The sequence below is a fragment of the Scytonema sp. UIC 10036 genome (assembly GCF_009725235.1).
The window spans coordinates 1-16,969 of sequence record NZ_WJFC01000087.1 but is presented as its reverse complement, the minus strand read 5'-3'; the positions used below and the strand labels follow the sequence as shown (position 1 = coordinate 16,969).

Genomic DNA, 16,969 nt, shown 5'->3' with positions numbered 1-16,969 from the left:
GAAAATGAACGATATAGCTAGAGAAAAACTCCATGAAATTATTATTCAATATGGTCGCTCAGTGTGCGACAATCCCACACGCTTGGAAGGACTGTTACGCGATTTTTGTGGACAGCAACGCAGAGAAATTTCTGTAATTATCGGTGCATTAAGAGAGCAAATTCCTGCCGATTTACTCCGTTCACAAAACAGTGTCCCACCAGATATATTATTAGCTCGATTAACAAATCGACTGCAAGATAATCTTGGTTTAGCAGAGGATGCAGCACATTGGGCAGTAGATTCTTGGGCTTTAGCTTTGGGAATTATTTCTCACCCTAGAGGAGAAAATGTGCATTCCAATTCACAATCAATACCCCAACAGCCTACAAATTCTCAAGTTAATTCAGGAGGATATTCCCCACCACCAACAGTACTAGAACCCCATCGTCGGGAAAATATTTATCAACCTAATACACCAGTACTTACACCATTTATTGTCAATCCTCCCCCTCAAGCCAATGCTGCTCAATACGGAACAAAGAAAGTTGAATATGCAGGTTTTTTTACAAGGTTTGTAGGATTATTTTTCGATTGGTTCTACGCAGGCATCTTAAATGTAAGTACTATTTACTTAGTCGGCTTAATCGTTAATTTTGACATTATGGCAGACGATAGTGAGATGTCAGTAGTAATTGTGTCTGTTATTGGTACTATTGTGTATTGGCTTTGGTATGCCTTGTGGGAAAGTTCTGCAAAACAAGCCACACCTGGCAAAATGATAGTAGGAATTATGATCACAGACCTGAATAGTAATAGAATTTCTTTTGCAAGAGCTACAGGAAGATTTTTTGGCAAGATTATTTCCGCATTCAGTTTAGGTATTGGTTTCCTTATAGCAGTATTTACTGAGAAAAAACAAGCCCTTCATGACATTATGGCTGGAACTTTAGTCGTAAAAAAAAGGTAATATGGATTGGATTAAGTCTCTGCTAGAAGCACCGATAAAAACTATACTTGTTGTTGCTGGTTTGGCTTTCATTATTACTGCTGTTGTTGGTAAACTCAGCAGTTGGGTTGAATTAAATTACAGATGGCAACGTTGGTTAGTTGGTATTTTGGGTGTCATCTTTCTAATTATCGGTATTAACCAAGACATAAAGTCAGATTCAGATTCAGCAAAAAAGGGTACTCAGCCTCCTAATACTACACCCCCAATTACTTCAACTTCACCCCCAATTACTTCAACTTCACCTCCTCTTACCACACAGCCAACCACTTCACCTCTAACTAATAATAATCTTTCAGGAAAGTGGAAAGTGTCTCACCAGGGTAAATCTGGTTTTAGCATTAGCCAATAGCAACTCTCAACATGTCCAAAAAAATTTTACTTCCTCACAAATCCCTCACATTTTTTCCCTAATCTGAAAATAGAGCCAAATCCGTTGATTAACTAACACAATTGCTCATGGGCTAACAGCTTTGCAGTCTCTGATGAATTTCCTTCCTATAGAAAATTTCTCTAGAAAGGCATTCATAACTTTAGCGATAAAATCAGATTTCTTGTGTGTGAGGAGTAAAGCCAGATTGATGCTGTAAATTGCCTCAATCAAATAACAGTTTCAAAATTGACTTAATCAGCCGTGGGGGATTTAACCATGCATGACCTACCCCGCCAAATACTTGGTCAAATCATTACAAAACACGGTATTTCTGTGGCTGAAGACCCGCGATACTGTGAAGGGTTATTGCGAGATTACTGCGGTGAATATCAAAGAGAAATTGCTGTTTTAGTTGATGCTGTCAAACAGCGAGTACCTGCGGATATTATGTCATCGCAGAACACCATGCCACGAGAGGTTTTGCTTTCACGGCTAACGCGGCGCTTGCAAGATAACCTGGCTCTCACCGAAGAAGCTGCAAAGTGGGCAGTTGAAAGTTGGGCATTAGCACTAGGCGTAATTACTGCTATTGAATGCGACTCTAATAAATCTCAGCAATATTCAACTTCAAGTAGAACTAAAGCAGGAGTAGCTGTGGAAAACACAGTTAGAGATATACCTGTTGTACCACCCACAGTAATATCTGCTTTGAACCAGCCAGTTCCTTCGTCACCAATTCCGCCAACGACTCTTCCTGCCAAACAAGATAATTGGCTGAGGGCTGTAATTACAGGTGGTTTAGTCGGTGCATCTATTATTATTGGTTTCATCATTACTAGATTCGGTAGTCCATCTGTTACCTCATCACCGAACGTCACACCAACGACAACAGCAACCTCTACTTCCGTACCTCAATCAACTGCGCTACCTAGGTCAACTACGCCACCATCACCAGTAATATCAAACCCACCAACCACCCAAACTGTACAAATAACCCGTGAACAAGCCATCAATTTAGTTAAAACTTGGCTTTTAGCCAAGCGTATCATGTATTTTCCTCCTTATAATCGCCAAATTCCTGCTGTGATCGCAACAGGTCAGCAATATCTCGACACCATAGATGAAATCAATCAGCTAGAGTCAAAAAATGGTTATTGGAAGTACTACTCCCAGTCAATTGACAGCATAGATAATTTTTCTGTTAATGGTGATCAAGCTGTAATTCAAGTAACAGTATCTGAAGATTTGGCACTTTATGCAAATGGGGAAAAGAATCTCAGCAAAAGCGGCGTGAAAATCTCCACAGTCAGATATAATCTCCAACTTGTAGATGGGCGGTGGAAAATTTCTGACCGCACACCCGTTAAGCCTAAATAGATGAGTGAGTGAAAAGCCATGAGGTCAATAAAACAATTTTTCCCTCAAAGCAAGTTCTTATTAATCACCACTCTGGTGTCTTTGGGAGTAGTGGGATGTGGCATATTGCTGATGCAATTATGGTTGCCTAATTTATTCTGGCAAACTGCTAAGGTTCATCTCGTGCTGTTCAAGTCTTTGTACAAGCACGAAATATTCACTAAAGGTTCCATTTACTCAATAAAAGACTATTACCTTTTGACAATTAATTTGTTTCACAAAAATAGCAGAAATGATGATATTAGGGGCAATAAAATGAATGAAATCCTGAAAACAGGGCAAACCGTTTATACGGAGTCCTCCAAAATTCCCTGTATGGTGGAGCAATTTCTTGGGGGTGGTGGTCAGGGAGAAGTCTACCGCGTTAACTTGGGTGGGAAGGAAATGGCCCTGAAATGGTATTTCCCCCATTATCTGCAAATAGATCGTCATCTGCGGGAACGATTAGAGACAGCGATTGAGACTGGACCACCAAGCGAGAGATTTCTTTGGCCAATGGAGCTAACTTCATCTCCAGAAGTTGAGAGTTTTGGCTATATCATGCCGCTACGAGAACCTGGCTACAAGAGTCTCATTGATTTAATGAAACGACGGATTGAGCCAACATTTCGTTCTTTAGCTACAGCAGGATTTGAATTGGCAGATAGTTTTTTTCAACTACATGCTCAGGGATTGTGTTACTGCGATATTTCCTTTGGCAATGTTTTCTTTGAACCAGAGACTGGACATATTCTTATATGCGATAACGATAACGTTGATGTTAATAAAGTTGGGAAAAGTGCTGTTAGTGGTACTCCACGCTTTATGGCTCCAGAAATTGTCTGCGGTAAGGAGCGACCTAGTACCCAAACAGATTTATTTTCACTAGCGGTGCTACTGTTCTATACGTTCATGGTGCATCATCCCTTGGAAGGCAGAAAGGAAGCGGAGATTAAGTGCTTTGACTTGCCTGCCATGACAAAGCTCTACGGCGAAGAGCCTGTTTTTATATTCGATCCAAAAGACGATTCCAATCGTCCTGTCCCTGGCTACCAAGATAATGCCATTGTCTTTTGGTCAATATACCCCCAATTTCTGCGGGAACTATTTACCAAAGCTTTTACTGATGGCATTCGCAATCCCAGTGGTGGACGAATCCAAGAAACAGAGTGGCGGCTCGCCATGATTCGTTTGCGCGACTCAATTATCTATTGCCCTCACTGCGGTCATGAAAATTTCTATGATGCTGACTCTCTCAAAGCATCAGGAGGCCAACTCAATCCTTGCTGGAATAAACAATGTCGCAAAGAAATTCCAGTACCACCTCGAATTCGGATTGATAAAAACATTGTCATGTTGAACTACAATACAGAGCTTTTCCCCCACCATGTGGATGACCATCGGCGATGGGATTTTTCTCAAGCGATCGCATCAGTCACTCAGCACCCAAACAACCCCAATCTTTGGGGACTGAAAAACCTTTCTCAGCAAAAATGGGTGACTACGACGGCTGATGGTACGGTCAAAGATGTAGAACCAGGGCGTAGTGTCTCTCTTGCTACAGGGACAAAGATAAACTTTGGTCAAGTAGAGGGGGAAATTCGGCGTTGAATATTGATGTAATACTCAAACTTTATATTTGTCTTGTCCTTTGCGTGCATAAATCCCTGTTTTCTTCCTGATAAGAAAGTGAAAACAATAGAGGCGATCTCCAAACACTAAATTTGCATATGTTCTGACTTGCTTCTAAAATCCACTCTCTATTGCGTGCAAACAGCTAAAGAGCATTTGTAATTAGAACTCAATTTTCAGAATTGAAAAGAAATAAAATTTCTCAAGGTAGGTACATTATGTCACTCAACTACCAACAAAAACTTAGTATTTTTCTTACTTGTCTCGCTACGACTGCCTTGAATATGCAAGTCGCTTGGGCTGACCAACTCGATTTTAAACTTCACAATCATACCAATTTAACAATTGTGCAAGTCTATGTCTCGGATTCAGACATTGGTATTTGGGAAGAGGATGTTCTCGGTCGTGATGTTCTCAAACCGGGCAAAGATATAAATATCCGTTTTTCAGGTTCATCTAATGCGTGTTTATTTGATATCAAAGTGGTTTTTGCTAACAGACAAAGTAACGAGAAATATAAAGTTAATCTTTGTACAATTAGTAACTTTTATGTCAATCCATAAAACTTCAGCTAAACCAAGAGCCATTTTGATTCAGTTGTAGAAGAGAACTAATAATGAATAACCTCCCCCGACAAAAGCTCTGCGAAGTAATTTCTAAATACGGTCAGTCTTTATGTGACGAGCCAAAGCAATGTGAGGCTCTCTTGCGAGACCTATGTGGTCAATACTCTGGAGAAATTTTCGTTTTGATGAGTGCGCTAAAAAATGGAGTTGCAAAGGAATTGCTATCATCCAAAAAAAATATACCAACTGAAATGTTGCTAGCTCGGCTCACCAAGCAAATACATGATAGATTATACCTCGCTGAAGATGCAGTTAAATGGGCTGTAGAATCTTGGGCATTGGCTCTGGGGATAATAGTAAAAATAGAGGAAAACCACTTTAAGGTTGAGGTAAAAGGGGAACGCAAGCAGATTAATCAGGAAGTTGTGCCAGAGGTTATTTTTGTCAAGGGAGGCACATTCAAAAGAGGTGAGAGAGGATTATTTGATAACAGAACAACTATAACTCTAAGTAATTTTTGGATGGGTAAATATCCTGTTACTGTGAAGGAATATAAAGCTTATTGCAATGCAACAGGAAATCAAATGCCTTCTTTACCAAGTTGGAATCAAGGTGAAAGTTTCCCCATAATCCTGGTTTGCTGGTATGAAGCCGTAACTTATTGTGCTTGGCTCTCGCAAATTACTGGTTTAAAATTTCGACTTCCGACAGAGGCGGAATGGGAATTTGCTGCACGAGGAGGCTTGAAAAGCAATCAATTTAAATGGGCAGGTAGTAATAATCCAAATTTTGTAGCTTGGTTTGATAAAAACTCAGGTTCTAGCAGTCATCCTGTAGGAGAAAAACAACCTAATGAATTAGGAATATTTGATATGAGTGGTAATGTGTCCGAGTGGTGTTTTGATTGGTATGGTGAATATTCTCCAGAACCTGAAACTAATCCTAAAGGACCGAAGGCTGGAGAAAATAAGGTTGTTCGAGGAGGCAGTTGGAAGCATATTGATAATAAATCAAAGATTTTTACTAGAGATTTTTTCTGGTTAGCAAGTAAATACGATCATCTTGGTTTCAGAGTGCTTAGAGAGCAATAACAAAAACAATAGTTTTGCAAATTTTATTACTACTACAAAAGGAGTAAACTGATGAAAGGACAAGAAAGATTTCATGTTAATGAATCAGTACAAGCAGCCAAAGAACAGAAAACTGCAACAATTGAAGAGTATTTATCCAGAATTCCTCAGCATCAATTCTCTGATGAACTTAGTCAAATTAGAGAAAGGCTTTCACGCTTAAATATTCAGAACATCGATTGCTCTCTCTACTTCCCCACCTCTCAAAAAACAGGAGATGGAATATACGTAGAAGGTCCTAGAGTTATGGTAAAAAATATCGTAAATTCCCAAGGAACTCCTACGTCGTTCGATTTTTATATTGATGATGTCTCTTTTGTTACTCATTATGCAAAAGCAAATTTTCTCTTCCTCGTTATTGCTTATTCTGTAACGACAGCAAATGCCATTGTATTTCTGGACAAAAACTACGATTACATTGGCGCAATTACTGTAGGCTCAATGAAGACAAGGGAATTAAGGAGCTTTCTTACTCACCTTTTTTTCGTAAACCCTGCTATTCAAACAGATAATTATATTCTTCAGTTTGTAGGGGGGAAATCTGGTGTTTTCTCTGGTCGGATTTTCCAAAAAATGCTGCTGTCGATACTATATAACGTAATTGCTTACGCAGTTATTTTATTTATAGCATCAATCTTCTTTCACTAATAATCAAGTTACGGGCTTTTGCAGAAGCAGATAAAGACCAAATCGCTTGCAACAAGCTTCTAGCATATAGCCCTAACTGAAAGTTCTATTTATTCACGCCGACTTACTTTCATTGTGTTGATAAATGGCAACACACCCGCTAGAGATAATTAATGCCAAAGCTGATGGTACAAGAGGTACCCAACTCCCTTGAATTAACAGAAATAGACACAGCTCCGCCATCACTGCAGTCGTGATTGTCACCGCTCCCAGAACAAAGAAGAGCGATCGCCAACGCCACAGCAAAACTCCTCCCACCAAAGACCAACCCCAAATCCAGAATATTTCAGCTTCCAACGACCAAACCCTCAACAAAGGTCTCCTTGGTCGATCCAGTACTGTACTGAGTATCTGACTGACTGCATACGCTTGCATCAATACCCCTGGAATTTCTCCGTATGGCGTATTTATAAAATCACCACCAGCAGTTCTATCTGTTATCCCTACAATGACAATTCGATTTTCTACATCTTCCCTCTTTATTTGACTGTTGATAACCTGTGATAAAGTGACTGTTTTTGCTATTTGAGTTACATCTTTAATAGCCCGATAATTTAGCAATATTTGCGTTCCTTCTCCATTAATATTGCTATACCCACCAGCACGACCTTCATAGGGTAAAGGTGTAAAAACCACAGAATCCAAATTTAAATTTCTTTCTTCTGCACTTTGTAAAGGCTGTATACCTTTTTTTGCCAAGTAATTAAGTGCTAGCAAAATACTAAAAGAATTTTTGGAGGTACAAACAGAATTTTCCTCTGGATTGAGAAATAAAAGATGGCGGCGCAAAACTCCATCAGAATCGAGGAGCACATCTGCAAAGCCAACACCCTCTGCTGCTATTGCTTTAGGTGGGGCGATACCAGGGTTATTAGGATCTCTCGCTTCAGGGACTCGACAAACTGCTATTAAGCGCTGGTTGTTTTGAAAATGTTTGGCTAATTGAGCAGAACCAGGTTCTCTAGGGACATTGCGAAATATATCTAAACCAATTACCTGTGGTTGATACTGGTCTAACTTACCGATTGCTTGAGCAAGAATACCATCCGGTAATGGAAAGCCATATTTATGAATATCTTGCTCTTCTGCTTTTACTATTAAAATCCGCTTATCTGCTTTTTCTTGAGGACGCAGTTGCATTAACTGGTCAAAAGCCATTAATTCAAGTTTGGTATGAGAAAAGCAAGCCTACTGCGTTGGAGAATTTCCTGCAAATAAAGTATTTGTCACTTTTTGCAATACCTGTAGTCCTCGTAGTGAACCAAAAATGAGTCGCGCCGCCGCAATTGGTTCTCGAAGTAGTCCCATGAATAATGGAAGTGGTTGCAAGGAACCATCAGAATTTAACGCATTGGTGAGATTCGGTATATCATAGCGTGCATCATCGCTAACAACTCGCACCATACCTACAGCAATACCCAATTGACTTAGATGTTCTAATGCAACAAATCCTTCCATATCTACAACATTGGTATTGTACGTTTGACCTAGATGCAGTTTCTCGTTGGCAGAATAGATGAAGCGATCGCTTGTTAAGCCAATACCTGTAAAAGCTTTTTTAGTGGATAATTTATTTTGCAGTGTTGCTGTCAATTCAGGCTCGCAGAAGAGTTGAGAGACAGATCGAGAATTACCTCGATCTTGTTTGAAACCCGAATAAATACAACTTTTGTACACCACAATGTTTCCAACATTATATTGGATTGATAAACTTCCACATAAACCCATCAGCAAAACTCGCGAATGTGGTTGAAGGTTTACAGATTGCTGCAAGATTTCCAAATAATTCTTTAATGGTAATGTACCCATGGGTATTGGCAAAACGTTTGGTTTCGGTTCTGCAACACGATTTAATCCTTTGCAAACAGATTTATATTCAGCCCCTTGAGGAACGAGAATCGTATCAATAGGAATTTTCAAATTTTGCACTTGTTTATTATTCCATTTCTTATAAAGGAAGAGACATTATCTGATTAATCCATTCCTCAGTGTTAGAAGCTCCCCAAATGAGAAGCAATCCTTCAATTGCGTCACTGATTGACATATTTTGAGGAATAATTAACACACCTGAACTGGTTTGTGACATTATGAACTCACCAAACTCAATAGGCATAGTTTTACGGTCGTGAGTGACAATAATTCTTCCCTGAAGCGCTGCTATGGCTAGTACCTCTTTGTCTGTCTTACCCTCAAGCTCTGCTCCATTTGCTGATTGGAAATCAATACTTGGTTCCCTGCGTGTAGTACCAGTTACAATTGCTTGTTTAAGATCCGCATCTGCTTGAAATCGAACTTTTGTCATGCTTTGCTTTATTTTTGCATTTGAGCAGCTTTCAATTTCTGATATAAGGATGAATTTTTCTCTCTAAGCGATTGTTGCAATTTCTCAAATTCTTCTTCCGCCTCTTTTAAATAAGTGTCAATTAACTCTTGATTAGCAAGATAAAAGGTAATAGCACCATAAATCTGTTCTAGAGTGAGCAACGGAAAGTTTTTAGCAATACTTTCAGGAGGCTCACCGTTTAAAAACTCGTAAACTACCGAATCTAGAGAAATACGAGTCCCTTCAATCCAATAGCCTTTGTTTCGTTGTTCAACGTACTGCTTTGCTACAGTTGGCGATCCTGTCATAAAATTACTGAATACTCTTTCTCTTAAATATTAAACTATAACCTGTTCGTCGTCATCTTTTCCCTCACCCATTCGCGAAACAAGCGAATGAGAGCATTTTCTTTAGTTGTTTTCTTCAGAGTCAAAAACCTTTCAAGGTCTTGGATTGCTAATGATGGGAAAGCAATACTACGATCTCGTAGTTGGTATTGATTATTTTCCAAACAGTAAATTATTATTGATTGACCATCATAGCGCCAAACTTCGGGTACGCTTAGATTTAAGTAGATATCTAGTCTGTCAATAGAACTACTGGTAATATCGACTTCAATAGCAAGGTCTGGGGGTGGATCTTTTGTCAGATCGATTTGCTCTTTATTCCAAACTGCTGGTTCGTTTTGGATATAGTAACATTGGTCGGGTTCAAGCCCTTTTTCTAAATCTTCGCGACTGCAGGTTCTAGATCCCAAACTTCGGATTTCAATTCCTAGTTCTTCTGTCAGCACTTCAACTAAACGTCCGAGTAGTTTTTTATAAGTTTCATGCGGGTCTAATGGCATTCTAATCTCTAGCAAACCGCGATCGTAGGTAAGACGGATAGCTGGCTGCTGTTCAAAGTCCTTAACTAAAGATTGATACGTTTGCCAGCTAATATTCTTCAGTAATACCCTGTCAGGACTTTGAATGAGCGTTGCAGTCATAGTACGGAGTTAGGAAAGTGGTATCCTTGTATCTACCTTACTACATTTAGCTTTCCAATCGACAGATGATTTGACCAAAAAAGGCAAAGATAAAGAACGAACAATAAGTTGATAAGGATTTTTATCTGATGACACGAGCATTTGTAACTGGTGGAACAGGCTTTGTTGGAGCCAATTTAGTTAGGTTGTTACTTGAAGAGGGCTATAATGTCAGAGCGCTTGTGCGATCGAGCAGCAATTTAGACAATTTAAAAAACTTAGATGTTGAAATTGTTCGAGGCGATTTGAATGATTCGGAATTGCACGGCAAAATTCGAGGTTGCCAAGTTCTTTTCCACGTTGCAGCTCATTATTCCTTGTGGCAATCTGACAAAGATACACTATACCAAAATAATGTCCTGGGAACTCGCAATATCTTAGCTGCTGCTCGTACTGCAGGGATTGCACGAACAGTTTATACGAGTTCTGTTGCAGCTATTGGTGTCGATAAATCGGGAAAAATTGTGGATGAAACTCATCAAAGTCCTCTTGAGGAACTTATTGGTTACTACAAAAAGTCTAAGTATCTTGCCGAGCAAGAAGCTCATCTTGCCGTGCGTTCCGGTCAAGATATTGTCATAGTGAATCCTAGCAGTCCTATTGGTCCGATGGATATCAAACCGACTCCCACTGGTGATATAATTTTACGCTTTCTCCGACGGCAAATGTCTGCCTACTTGAATACAGGTTTGAATTTTATTGATGTGCGCGATGTCGCAAAGGGGCATATATTAGCTTTGGAAAAAGGAAAAACAGGCGATCGCTATATTTTAGGTCACCAAAACCTTTCTTTCAAAGCCCTCTTGGAACAGCTTGCTGAAATTACAGGTATACCCACCCCTCAAATCTCCGTTCCTTATTGGATACCGTTAAGCGTTGCTTGGGTAGATGAAAAAATGCTGGCTCCTTTGGGCAAAACTCCCTCCGTTCCTTTAGATGGGGTTCGCATGGCACGTCAAACGATGTACTACGATGCTTCAAAGGCAGTCAGAGAACTGGGTTTGCCCCAGTCCCCTATTATAAATGCTTTACAAGATGCCGTAAATTGGTTTATAGCTCAGAAATACGTTGACATAGCATAAAATTAGTAATTTTTTACTATTTTTTTAGTAATGCCAAACAATTGCCAAAGTTACACAGGACTGACGCAACCTCAACGGTATTTTAGGGATCTCACGCTTTGGAGATCCCCCCAACCCCCCTTAAAAAGGGGCTTTGGGTAAGTCCTGTTACAGATGAAATCAGTCAATCTGTTAAATGTAAACTGTTTTTAGCTTGAGTCCATGTCAAGGTGTAGAGGAGAATTATGGGAATTCATTTACAACAAGCAATGGAAGTCGGTAAGTACTTAGTGACTCAACGCCTGTTGGGACGCAAGCACTTTCCTTTAGTGCTCATGTTGGAACCGCTATTCCGATGTAATTTAGCTTGTTCTGGTTGTGGCAAAATACAGCATCCTAAAGAGATTCTCAAGCAACATTTATCTCCTGAAGAATGCTTTGCTGCAGTAGAAGAGTGCGGTGCGCCTGTTGTTTCAATTCCTGGAGGAGAACCCCTACTTCATCCTCAAATCGATGAGATTGTCAGAGGATTGGTAGAACGCAAAAAGTTTATTTACCTTTGTACAAATGGTTTATTGTTAGAGAAAAGTCTTGATAAGTTTGAACCTTCTCCATACTTGACATTTAGCGTACATTTGGATGGTATGAGGGAACTACACGACAAATGTGTTGACCGTAAAGGAGTGTTTGATACAGCCGTTCAAGCAATTCGTGCTGCGAAAGCTAAGGGGTTCCGCGTCACAACAAATACCACCATTTTTGAGGGAACAGACCCAAAAGAAATCCAAGAATTTTTTAGCTTCCTTAACGACCTTGGAATTGATGGTATGATGATTTCCCCTGGCTATAGCTACGAGTGGGCACCCGACCAAGACCATTTTCTCAAGCGCGAACAAACTCAAGCTCTTTTCCGAGAAATTTTAACCCCTTACAAAACAGGTCAAAAAAACTGGAACTTTAATCACAATCCTCTATTTTTAGACTTTTTAATTGGTGAAAAAGATTATGAATGTACCCCTTGGGGTAGTCCTAGCTACAGCGTTCTTGGTTGGCAAAAGCCTTGCTATCTTCTTAATGAAGGTCACTACAAGACTTTTCAAGAACTCATAGACAAAACTGATTGGAATCAATACGGTCGTAAGAGTGGAAATCCTAAATGTGCGGATTGTATGGTTCATTGTGGTTACGAACCAACTGCTGCAATGGATGCCATGCAACCCAATAATATAGGACGTTCTGTTAAAGCACTCTTTGGGCGTTAGTTAGTGGTTAGTTGTTAGTAGGGGCGCAAGGCCGCCGCGCCCATACAGTTGAAGAAGTGCAGCTACTAACCACCAACCACTAACAACTAACCACTAACAACTAACCCTTCAACAGAATGTTTGAAATTGCGTTCCTCATACTGATAGGTGGCTCAATTATTTTCTACCTAGCGTGTGCTTTAAGCACCTATCAGTTTTTTTCATCTCATACATCTAGTCAAGAAGAAATTGCGATCGCTACAAGTACCCCAGTTTCTATCTTAGTCTCTATCCGAGGTCTTGATGAGGGAGCGTGGGAAAACTGGACTTCTTTATGCACTCAAAATCATCCAAACTATGAAGTTCTTTTTGGTGTTACCGATTCCAACGATCCTGCTGTCCCCCTGTTGGAAAAGCTCGCTATTACTTTTCCCAACCGCGTGAAGCTCTTTGTGGGTTTAGAACCTCGTGGCGTCAATCTTAAGGATAGCAATTTAAGTTATTTACTAGAACAAGCTCAGCACGAACTCATTATCTTTGCTGATGGTGATATTCGAGTCAATCGAAACTATATCCGAAGTGTCATTTCTCCTTTAATGACTGAGAAAGCTAGTGTTATTACCTGTGCCTACGTAGGCTACAAACCTCAATTTTTAGGAGCTGCTTTAGCTTCTCTTGGACGCTGTGCAGACTTTATTCCCAGTCTCTTAATTGCCCGTATTCTTGATGGCAGTCTTCAGTTAGCTATAGGAGTTACCATTGCGACACATAAAGCAACTCTCGCTAGCTTTGGAGGATTACAATTAAACCGCATAGGTTCGGATTATAACCTAGGCAAGAGAGCAGCATTAGCAGGCTATCAAGTTGAGTTATCCCACTATATTCTTGATTGGGACACTGGAAACGAAAGCATCAAGCAGTTATATGACCGAGAATTGCGTTGGGCGAGAACGATTCGTTTTAATCGCGGTTTTGTGTATTACTCTATGGCGTTCTGTTACGGTACTGTGTATTGTCTTCCTCTACTGCTGCTTTGTCACTTTTCGAGTTGGGCGATCGCTCTTTGCCTGACAACACTACTCATCCGCTATCTACAAGTGCTTGTCTCTATTTCTAGTATGAAATGCCCCAAACTCCTGCTTTGGCTTTGGATTGTACCGTTACGAGATGCACTCAGTTTTATTATCTGGGCTGTAGGTGGCTTTGGAAGAAACGTGTATTGGCGTGGAAGAAAACTCCGAATTGAAGGTGATGGTTTGATTGTGCTTGGTTAGCGGTTACGATCACCTAAGTTGTGATTGTAGAATTTTCTTACAAAACTTCATTTCTTCCCTGAAATGAAGACTTTAACAAAATTAAACCTATCTTTTTTTACCAAATTGACATTTGCACGAGCTTATAAGCTTTTTAAGCTATCTTGTTGCTCCTTTAGTATATAGCATTCCTATTTGATTTGTGAATATTCTGTTGTCCAGAACCCCAACTTCTTTAAGAAGTCGGTGTTCTAACTGTTTGTAACTTATTTAGGATGCCATATTTATACATTAATCTTAAATAGTGGAAAACTCGTGGAGAAATTGATGAGATTTTTTTTAATGCGATCGCATGACTTTTTCAATCCAATGTAAATATGCAAAAACAAATTTTATACCACGAGATAGAATCTTTTTAGAAAATACAATTGTTAAACTTCTTTATAAGAAAAAGCTGAAAACTATTGGAGAATTACTGTGTTTAACCTTTCTTATTGGTCATTAGCAAGTGCAGGTTTGTTATTGACAGGACTAGTAACAACTGCTGTAGTTCCCTTTGTTACTTCAGTGTCTAAGGTAGCGATGCTGCAAAGCAGCGGCTACGCGAACGCCGCACCAGAACCAACAGCCAACTTTCCCGATACTGCAGACCACTGGGCACAGCCATTCATTGAAGCACTGGCAGAACGGAATATTGTGACTGGATATCTGGATGGCACTTATAGACCAAACCGTCCTGTGAATCGAGATGAATTTGCCGCTGTCCTTCGTCAAGCTTTTCACCAAAACCAAGAGCGACGGATAGCCAGTGGTAGTGTTTATAAAGATGTTCAGGCTGGCTATTGGGCAGCATCAGCAATTGAAGAAGCCTACGAAGCAGGATTTATGCATGGTTATCCGGGAGGATATTTTAAACCTCAGCAACCAGTTTCTAGAGTTGAGGTGTTAGTGTCTTTGACGCAAAACTTAAATTTGAAGAAATCAACTCCTCAAGCAACCACTCAACCTGCTAAGAGTCAAAGAGCTACAAAACTGTTTTTCTTTCCCCTAGCAATGACTTCTTTAATGCAGCCAATGGTAGCTGCAAAAGCTGCTAAAACAGCACCTCAACCTCCTGCATCAGTTGTAGTTAGTAATTACTATACAGATGCGGATAAAATTCCTCAATATGCTGTAGACAATGTTGCGGCAGCCACTCAAGCTGCTCTTGTGGTCAATTATCCCAATACTAGAATTCTCAATCCAAACAAGAATGCCACTCGTGGAGATATTGCTGCTTTTGTTCATCAAGCATTGGTCAATCAGGGAAGATTAGAACCTCTTCAAAGTACTAGACCAGCTTCTAACTATATTGTTGGTCGAAGCATCGATCGCTGATGAACGCTTACAAGCTCAAGTGGCTGTGAAAAGTGGAGGCAATTGCGCGGACTCGGTTAAAGAGCCAGAAGTAAGATTGTATAGGCTCCAGCACCTAGAACAAAAGACAAAAAGCGGCTTTCTCGTTCTTCTGGTAGTTCCTCCTTAAGAACGTTAAGAACAACACCTCCGGCTAAAAAGGCAAACAAAACTGCAACTGCTGCCTTATCGATTACCGTTGCACTACCAATAACCCAACCGACAATAATTGCTGCAGCTAATATCCAGCGTCCTATCCGGTCATAAATTGCTTTATGATGCTCGCGCAGACCGTAATCGTTGACCACGAAATGTAACGCCATTGCGAAGAAAAAGAGAAACAAACTTTGAATACCCTGTTCTTCTCGGTGAAGCAACAAGTAACCAATTAGGGCGTTATAAACAGCAAAAGAAGTGATATGTATCCAAAAAACACCTGAAGAGGTCACATCTCCTTTACCTACTTTTTGATTGCGCTGGCGTGATTCTATAGCATATCTCTCTAGCCCATAAAATACAGCTAGACCCAAAAGTGCAACTAGATAAACATGATGTTCCAAGAAGGAAAGAGCAGTCTCCAGACTGCTTTCAATGGTTTGCTGTGCCAGATTTAATTCTGGTAAAATATGGATGAACACATACGCAACAGATACACCACTGCCAATAGAAAGCCACTGATTGCGTGGGGTCTTTCTAAGCAAGTGTAGTTTGCCGGAGAACAAATGTACAATTGCTAAAGCGATCGCACAGGTTGCAGATAGCAAGAGGATATTAGAGTTGGATACCGTTTGCTCTGAAGAAGCAAACATCAATTCTGCTGTATGGGCAAGGGCAAGGAACATATACTTATATTGTGACAGGAGATTCTACGTAGATAGTCGGTTCTTGCATTTTAAATGCAATTCCATAATTGTGAAGTTGCTTGGAAATTTTCTCATTTGCTAACTCCAACAACCTCTTTCTTAATTGGATTGAATTGTCACTGGAACCTAATATAAAAAATGTGACTCTAGCATGGGTTGTCAGATTTTCAGAATCGTCTGTTAAAGTAATATTGGTACTGCCTGGGTCAATTCCAAATAAAGAGTTAGTGCTCTTGGAAATGACTTGTTGCACTAGTGCTTGCTCTCGTTCTTCTAAAAACTTTAAAAAATCAATATAAAGTAAGACCATTACCTTCTTCCCTCTAGTAATATTTTCAATTTCTAAATTTGCTAATATAGAATTTGGTACAATAAAAAGCGTGCTTTTTGCTGCTGTACGAATCTTGGTAGAGCGTAAACCAATGGATTCAACTCGACCAAAGAGACCTTCAGGAATTTGTTGAGAACGCTGTAAGCGAATGTATTCACCAGGAACAAAGGGGCGATCTAAATACAATACAATAGTTCCGAGCAGTTGCTCTAAAGTCTTTTGAGCGGCAAAGGCAACCGCTACTCCCGCAATTCCCAAGCCTGTAACCAAGCCAATTAAGTCAAATCGGTTCTTGGCAAAAGCGAGAACGGCAAAAAAGCCAATAATCACATTTGCTAAAGTCTCAAATACCAATAGTAGCTCATCAACTTCCCGACCAAACTTCCGGAGTAAGTCTATTCCATAAACAAGGAGAAATTGACGAAATAAACGGGAGACTAGCCAAGCAACGCTAATAATGACGGCTAAATCAATAAAAGGGTTAATAAAGTTATAGACAGCTTGGTACTCTTCAATCCAATTGAAAGATAAAGAAATTAAAATTAATGTACTGGCAAGTTTGACTAGGTTTTTAACAGGGTGAATTAATTTTTCATAAACTCTTGTCAGTTGTTTTGGAAAGAATTGTCCGATCAGCAATCTTATAAAAAAAGGAGTATATTTTCCTATGAGAAAAGATAACAGTAAAAACAGTAGAAATATTC

At 39.8% G+C, this 16,969-nt stretch carries 18 protein-coding genes; 11 read left to right on the top strand and 7 right to left on the bottom strand.

Annotation, left to right across the window (positions count from 1 at the left end):
* Positions 1 to 4 precede the first annotated feature (4 nt).
* From F7734_RS62320 to F7734_RS32595, 7 genes are all read left to right on the top strand, one after another.
* Entirely contained in the window at positions 5 to 949 is a 945-nt protein-coding gene (locus F7734_RS62320; RefSeq protein ID WP_207714271.1) for an RDD family protein, read from the top strand.
* Position 950: 1 nt separating this feature from the next.
* On the top strand, positions 951 to 1,340 hold the full coding sequence (locus F7734_RS32620; RefSeq protein WP_155748697.1) for a hypothetical protein: 390 nt from the start codon (positions 951 to 953) through the stop codon (positions 1,338 to 1,340).
* Between the two features lie 297 nt (positions 1,341 to 1,637).
* Entirely contained in the window at positions 1,638 to 2,738 is a 1,101-nt protein-coding gene (locus tag F7734_RS32615) for an ARC6/PARC6 family protein (RefSeq protein WP_155748696.1), read from the top strand.
* A gap of 294 nt (positions 2,739 to 3,032) precedes the next feature.
* The gene (locus F7734_RS32610; protein ID WP_155748729.1) at positions 3,033 to 4,367 is read left to right on the top strand and encodes a serine/threonine protein kinase; all 1,335 of its coding nucleotides are present in this window, start codon (positions 3,033 to 3,035) and stop codon (positions 4,365 to 4,367) included.
* 239 nt (positions 4,368 to 4,606) lie between these two features.
* The gene (locus F7734_RS32605) at positions 4,607 to 4,951 is read left to right on the top strand and encodes a hypothetical protein (RefSeq protein WP_155748695.1); all 345 of its coding nucleotides are present in this window, start codon (positions 4,607 to 4,609) and stop codon (positions 4,949 to 4,951) included.
* Positions 4,952 to 5,004: 53 nt separating this feature from the next.
* Positions 5,005 to 6,045 carry a formylglycine-generating enzyme family protein gene (locus F7734_RS32600; RefSeq protein ID WP_155748694.1) on the top strand — a complete coding sequence of 347 codons (1,041 nt, stop codon included), beginning with the start codon at positions 5,005 to 5,007 and terminating at the stop codon, positions 6,043 to 6,045.
* Between the two features lie 51 nt (positions 6,046 to 6,096).
* Entirely contained in the window at positions 6,097 to 6,732 is a 636-nt protein-coding gene (locus tag F7734_RS32595; protein ID WP_155748693.1) for a hypothetical protein, read from the top strand.
* Positions 6,733 to 6,825: 93 nt separating this feature from the next.
* Here F7734_RS32595 and F7734_RS32590 read toward each other — a convergent pair whose 3' ends face one another.
* From F7734_RS32590 to F7734_RS32570, 5 genes are read right to left on the bottom strand one after another with little or no spacing between them, the layout of a single operon-like run.
* Entirely contained in the window at positions 6,826 to 7,929 is a 1,104-nt protein-coding gene (locus F7734_RS32590; RefSeq protein WP_155748692.1) for a CHASE2 domain-containing protein, read from the bottom strand.
* A gap of 30 nt (positions 7,930 to 7,959) precedes the next feature.
* Positions 7,960 to 8,700, bottom strand: coding sequence for a phosphorylase (locus tag F7734_RS32585; protein ID WP_166482294.1), 741 nt, complete (start codon positions 8,698 to 8,700; stop codon positions 7,960 to 7,962).
* A 19-nt stretch (positions 8,701 to 8,719) separates the two neighbouring features.
* Positions 8,720 to 9,073, bottom strand: coding sequence for a DUF5615 family PIN-like protein (locus F7734_RS32580; protein WP_155748691.1), 354 nt, complete (start codon positions 9,071 to 9,073; stop codon positions 8,720 to 8,722).
* A gap of 8 nt (positions 9,074 to 9,081) precedes the next feature.
* Positions 9,082 to 9,402, bottom strand: coding sequence for a DUF433 domain-containing protein (locus tag F7734_RS32575; RefSeq protein ID WP_155748690.1), 321 nt, complete (start codon positions 9,400 to 9,402; stop codon positions 9,082 to 9,084).
* 35 nt (positions 9,403 to 9,437) lie between these two features.
* A complete protein-coding gene (locus F7734_RS32570) occupies positions 9,438 to 10,082 on the bottom strand; it encodes a Uma2 family endonuclease (protein WP_155748689.1) in 645 nt (214 codons plus the stop codon).
* A 128-nt stretch (positions 10,083 to 10,210) separates the two neighbouring features.
* Here F7734_RS32570 and hpnA point away from each other — a divergent pair, with 128 nt between their 5' ends.
* From hpnA to F7734_RS32550, 4 genes are all read left to right on the top strand, one after another.
* Entirely contained in the window at positions 10,211 to 11,203 is a 993-nt protein-coding gene (gene hpnA / locus F7734_RS32565; protein ID WP_155748688.1) for a hopanoid-associated sugar epimerase, read from the top strand.
* 224 nt (positions 11,204 to 11,427) lie between these two features.
* Positions 11,428 to 12,444 carry an adenosyl-hopene transferase HpnH gene (gene hpnH, locus F7734_RS32560; RefSeq protein WP_155748687.1) on the top strand — a complete coding sequence of 339 codons (1,017 nt, stop codon included), beginning with the start codon at positions 11,428 to 11,430 and terminating at the stop codon, positions 12,442 to 12,444.
* Between the two features lie 116 nt (positions 12,445 to 12,560).
* A complete protein-coding gene (locus F7734_RS32555; RefSeq protein ID WP_155748686.1) occupies positions 12,561 to 13,697 on the top strand; it encodes a glycosyltransferase in 1,137 nt (378 codons plus the stop codon).
* A gap of 456 nt (positions 13,698 to 14,153) precedes the next feature.
* The gene (locus F7734_RS32550) at positions 14,154 to 15,053 is read left to right on the top strand and encodes an S-layer homology domain-containing protein (RefSeq protein ID WP_347566327.1); all 900 of its coding nucleotides are present in this window, start codon (positions 14,154 to 14,156) and stop codon (positions 15,051 to 15,053) included.
* A 56-nt stretch (positions 15,054 to 15,109) separates the two neighbouring features.
* Here F7734_RS32550 and F7734_RS32545 read toward each other — a convergent pair whose 3' ends face one another.
* Together F7734_RS32545 and F7734_RS32540 are read right to left on the bottom strand one after the other, a co-directional pair.
* The gene (locus tag F7734_RS32545) at positions 15,110 to 15,880 is read right to left on the bottom strand and encodes a hypothetical protein (protein WP_155748726.1); all 771 of its coding nucleotides are present in this window, start codon (positions 15,878 to 15,880) and stop codon (positions 15,110 to 15,112) included.
* Between the two features lie 37 nt (positions 15,881 to 15,917).
* Positions 15,918 to 16,967, bottom strand: a complete 1,050-nt coding sequence (locus F7734_RS32540; protein WP_347566326.1) for a mechanosensitive ion channel domain-containing protein — start codon at positions 16,965 to 16,967, stop codon at positions 15,918 to 15,920.
* Positions 16,968 to 16,969: the final 2 nt, after the last annotated feature.

Coding starts and splice junctions, on each gene's coding strand:
- F7734_RS32620 (WP_155748697.1), top strand. CDS start 951: ATGGATTGGATTAAGTCTCTGCTAGAAGCACCGATAAAAACTATACTT.
- F7734_RS62320 (WP_207714271.1), top strand. CDS start 5: ATGAACGATATAGCTAGAGAAAAACTCCATGAAATTATTATTCAATAT.
- F7734_RS32610 (WP_155748729.1), top strand. CDS start 3,033: ATGAATGAAATCCTGAAAACAGGGCAAACCGTTTATACGGAGTCCTCC.
- F7734_RS32595 (WP_155748693.1), top strand. CDS start 6,097: ATGAAAGGACAAGAAAGATTTCATGTTAATGAATCAGTACAAGCAGCC.
- hpnH (WP_155748687.1), top strand. CDS start 11,428: ATGGGAATTCATTTACAACAAGCAATGGAAGTCGGTAAGTACTTAGTG.
- F7734_RS32570 (WP_155748689.1), bottom strand. CDS start 10,082: ATGACTGCAACGCTCATTCAAAGTCCTGACAGGGTATTACTGAAGAAT.
- F7734_RS32590 (WP_155748692.1), bottom strand. CDS start 7,929: ATGGCTTTTGACCAGTTAATGCAACTGCGTCCTCAAGAAAAAGCAGAT.
- F7734_RS32580 (WP_155748691.1), bottom strand. CDS start 9,073: ATGACAAAAGTTCGATTTCAAGCAGATGCGGATCTTAAACAAGCAATT.
- F7734_RS32545 (WP_155748726.1), bottom strand. CDS start 15,880: ATGTTTGCTTCTTCAGAGCAAACGGTATCCAACTCTAATATCCTCTTG.
- F7734_RS32615 (WP_155748696.1), top strand. CDS start 1,638: ATGCATGACCTACCCCGCCAAATACTTGGTCAAATCATTACAAAACAC.
- hpnA (WP_155748688.1), top strand. CDS start 10,211: ATGACACGAGCATTTGTAACTGGTGGAACAGGCTTTGTTGGAGCCAAT.
- F7734_RS32605 (WP_155748695.1), top strand. CDS start 4,607: ATGTCACTCAACTACCAACAAAAACTTAGTATTTTTCTTACTTGTCTC.
- F7734_RS32575 (WP_155748690.1), bottom strand. CDS start 9,402: ATGACAGGATCGCCAACTGTAGCAAAGCAGTACGTTGAACAACGAAAC.
- F7734_RS32600 (WP_155748694.1), top strand. CDS start 5,005: ATGAATAACCTCCCCCGACAAAAGCTCTGCGAAGTAATTTCTAAATAC.
- F7734_RS32555 (WP_155748686.1), top strand. CDS start 12,561: ATGTTTGAAATTGCGTTCCTCATACTGATAGGTGGCTCAATTATTTTC.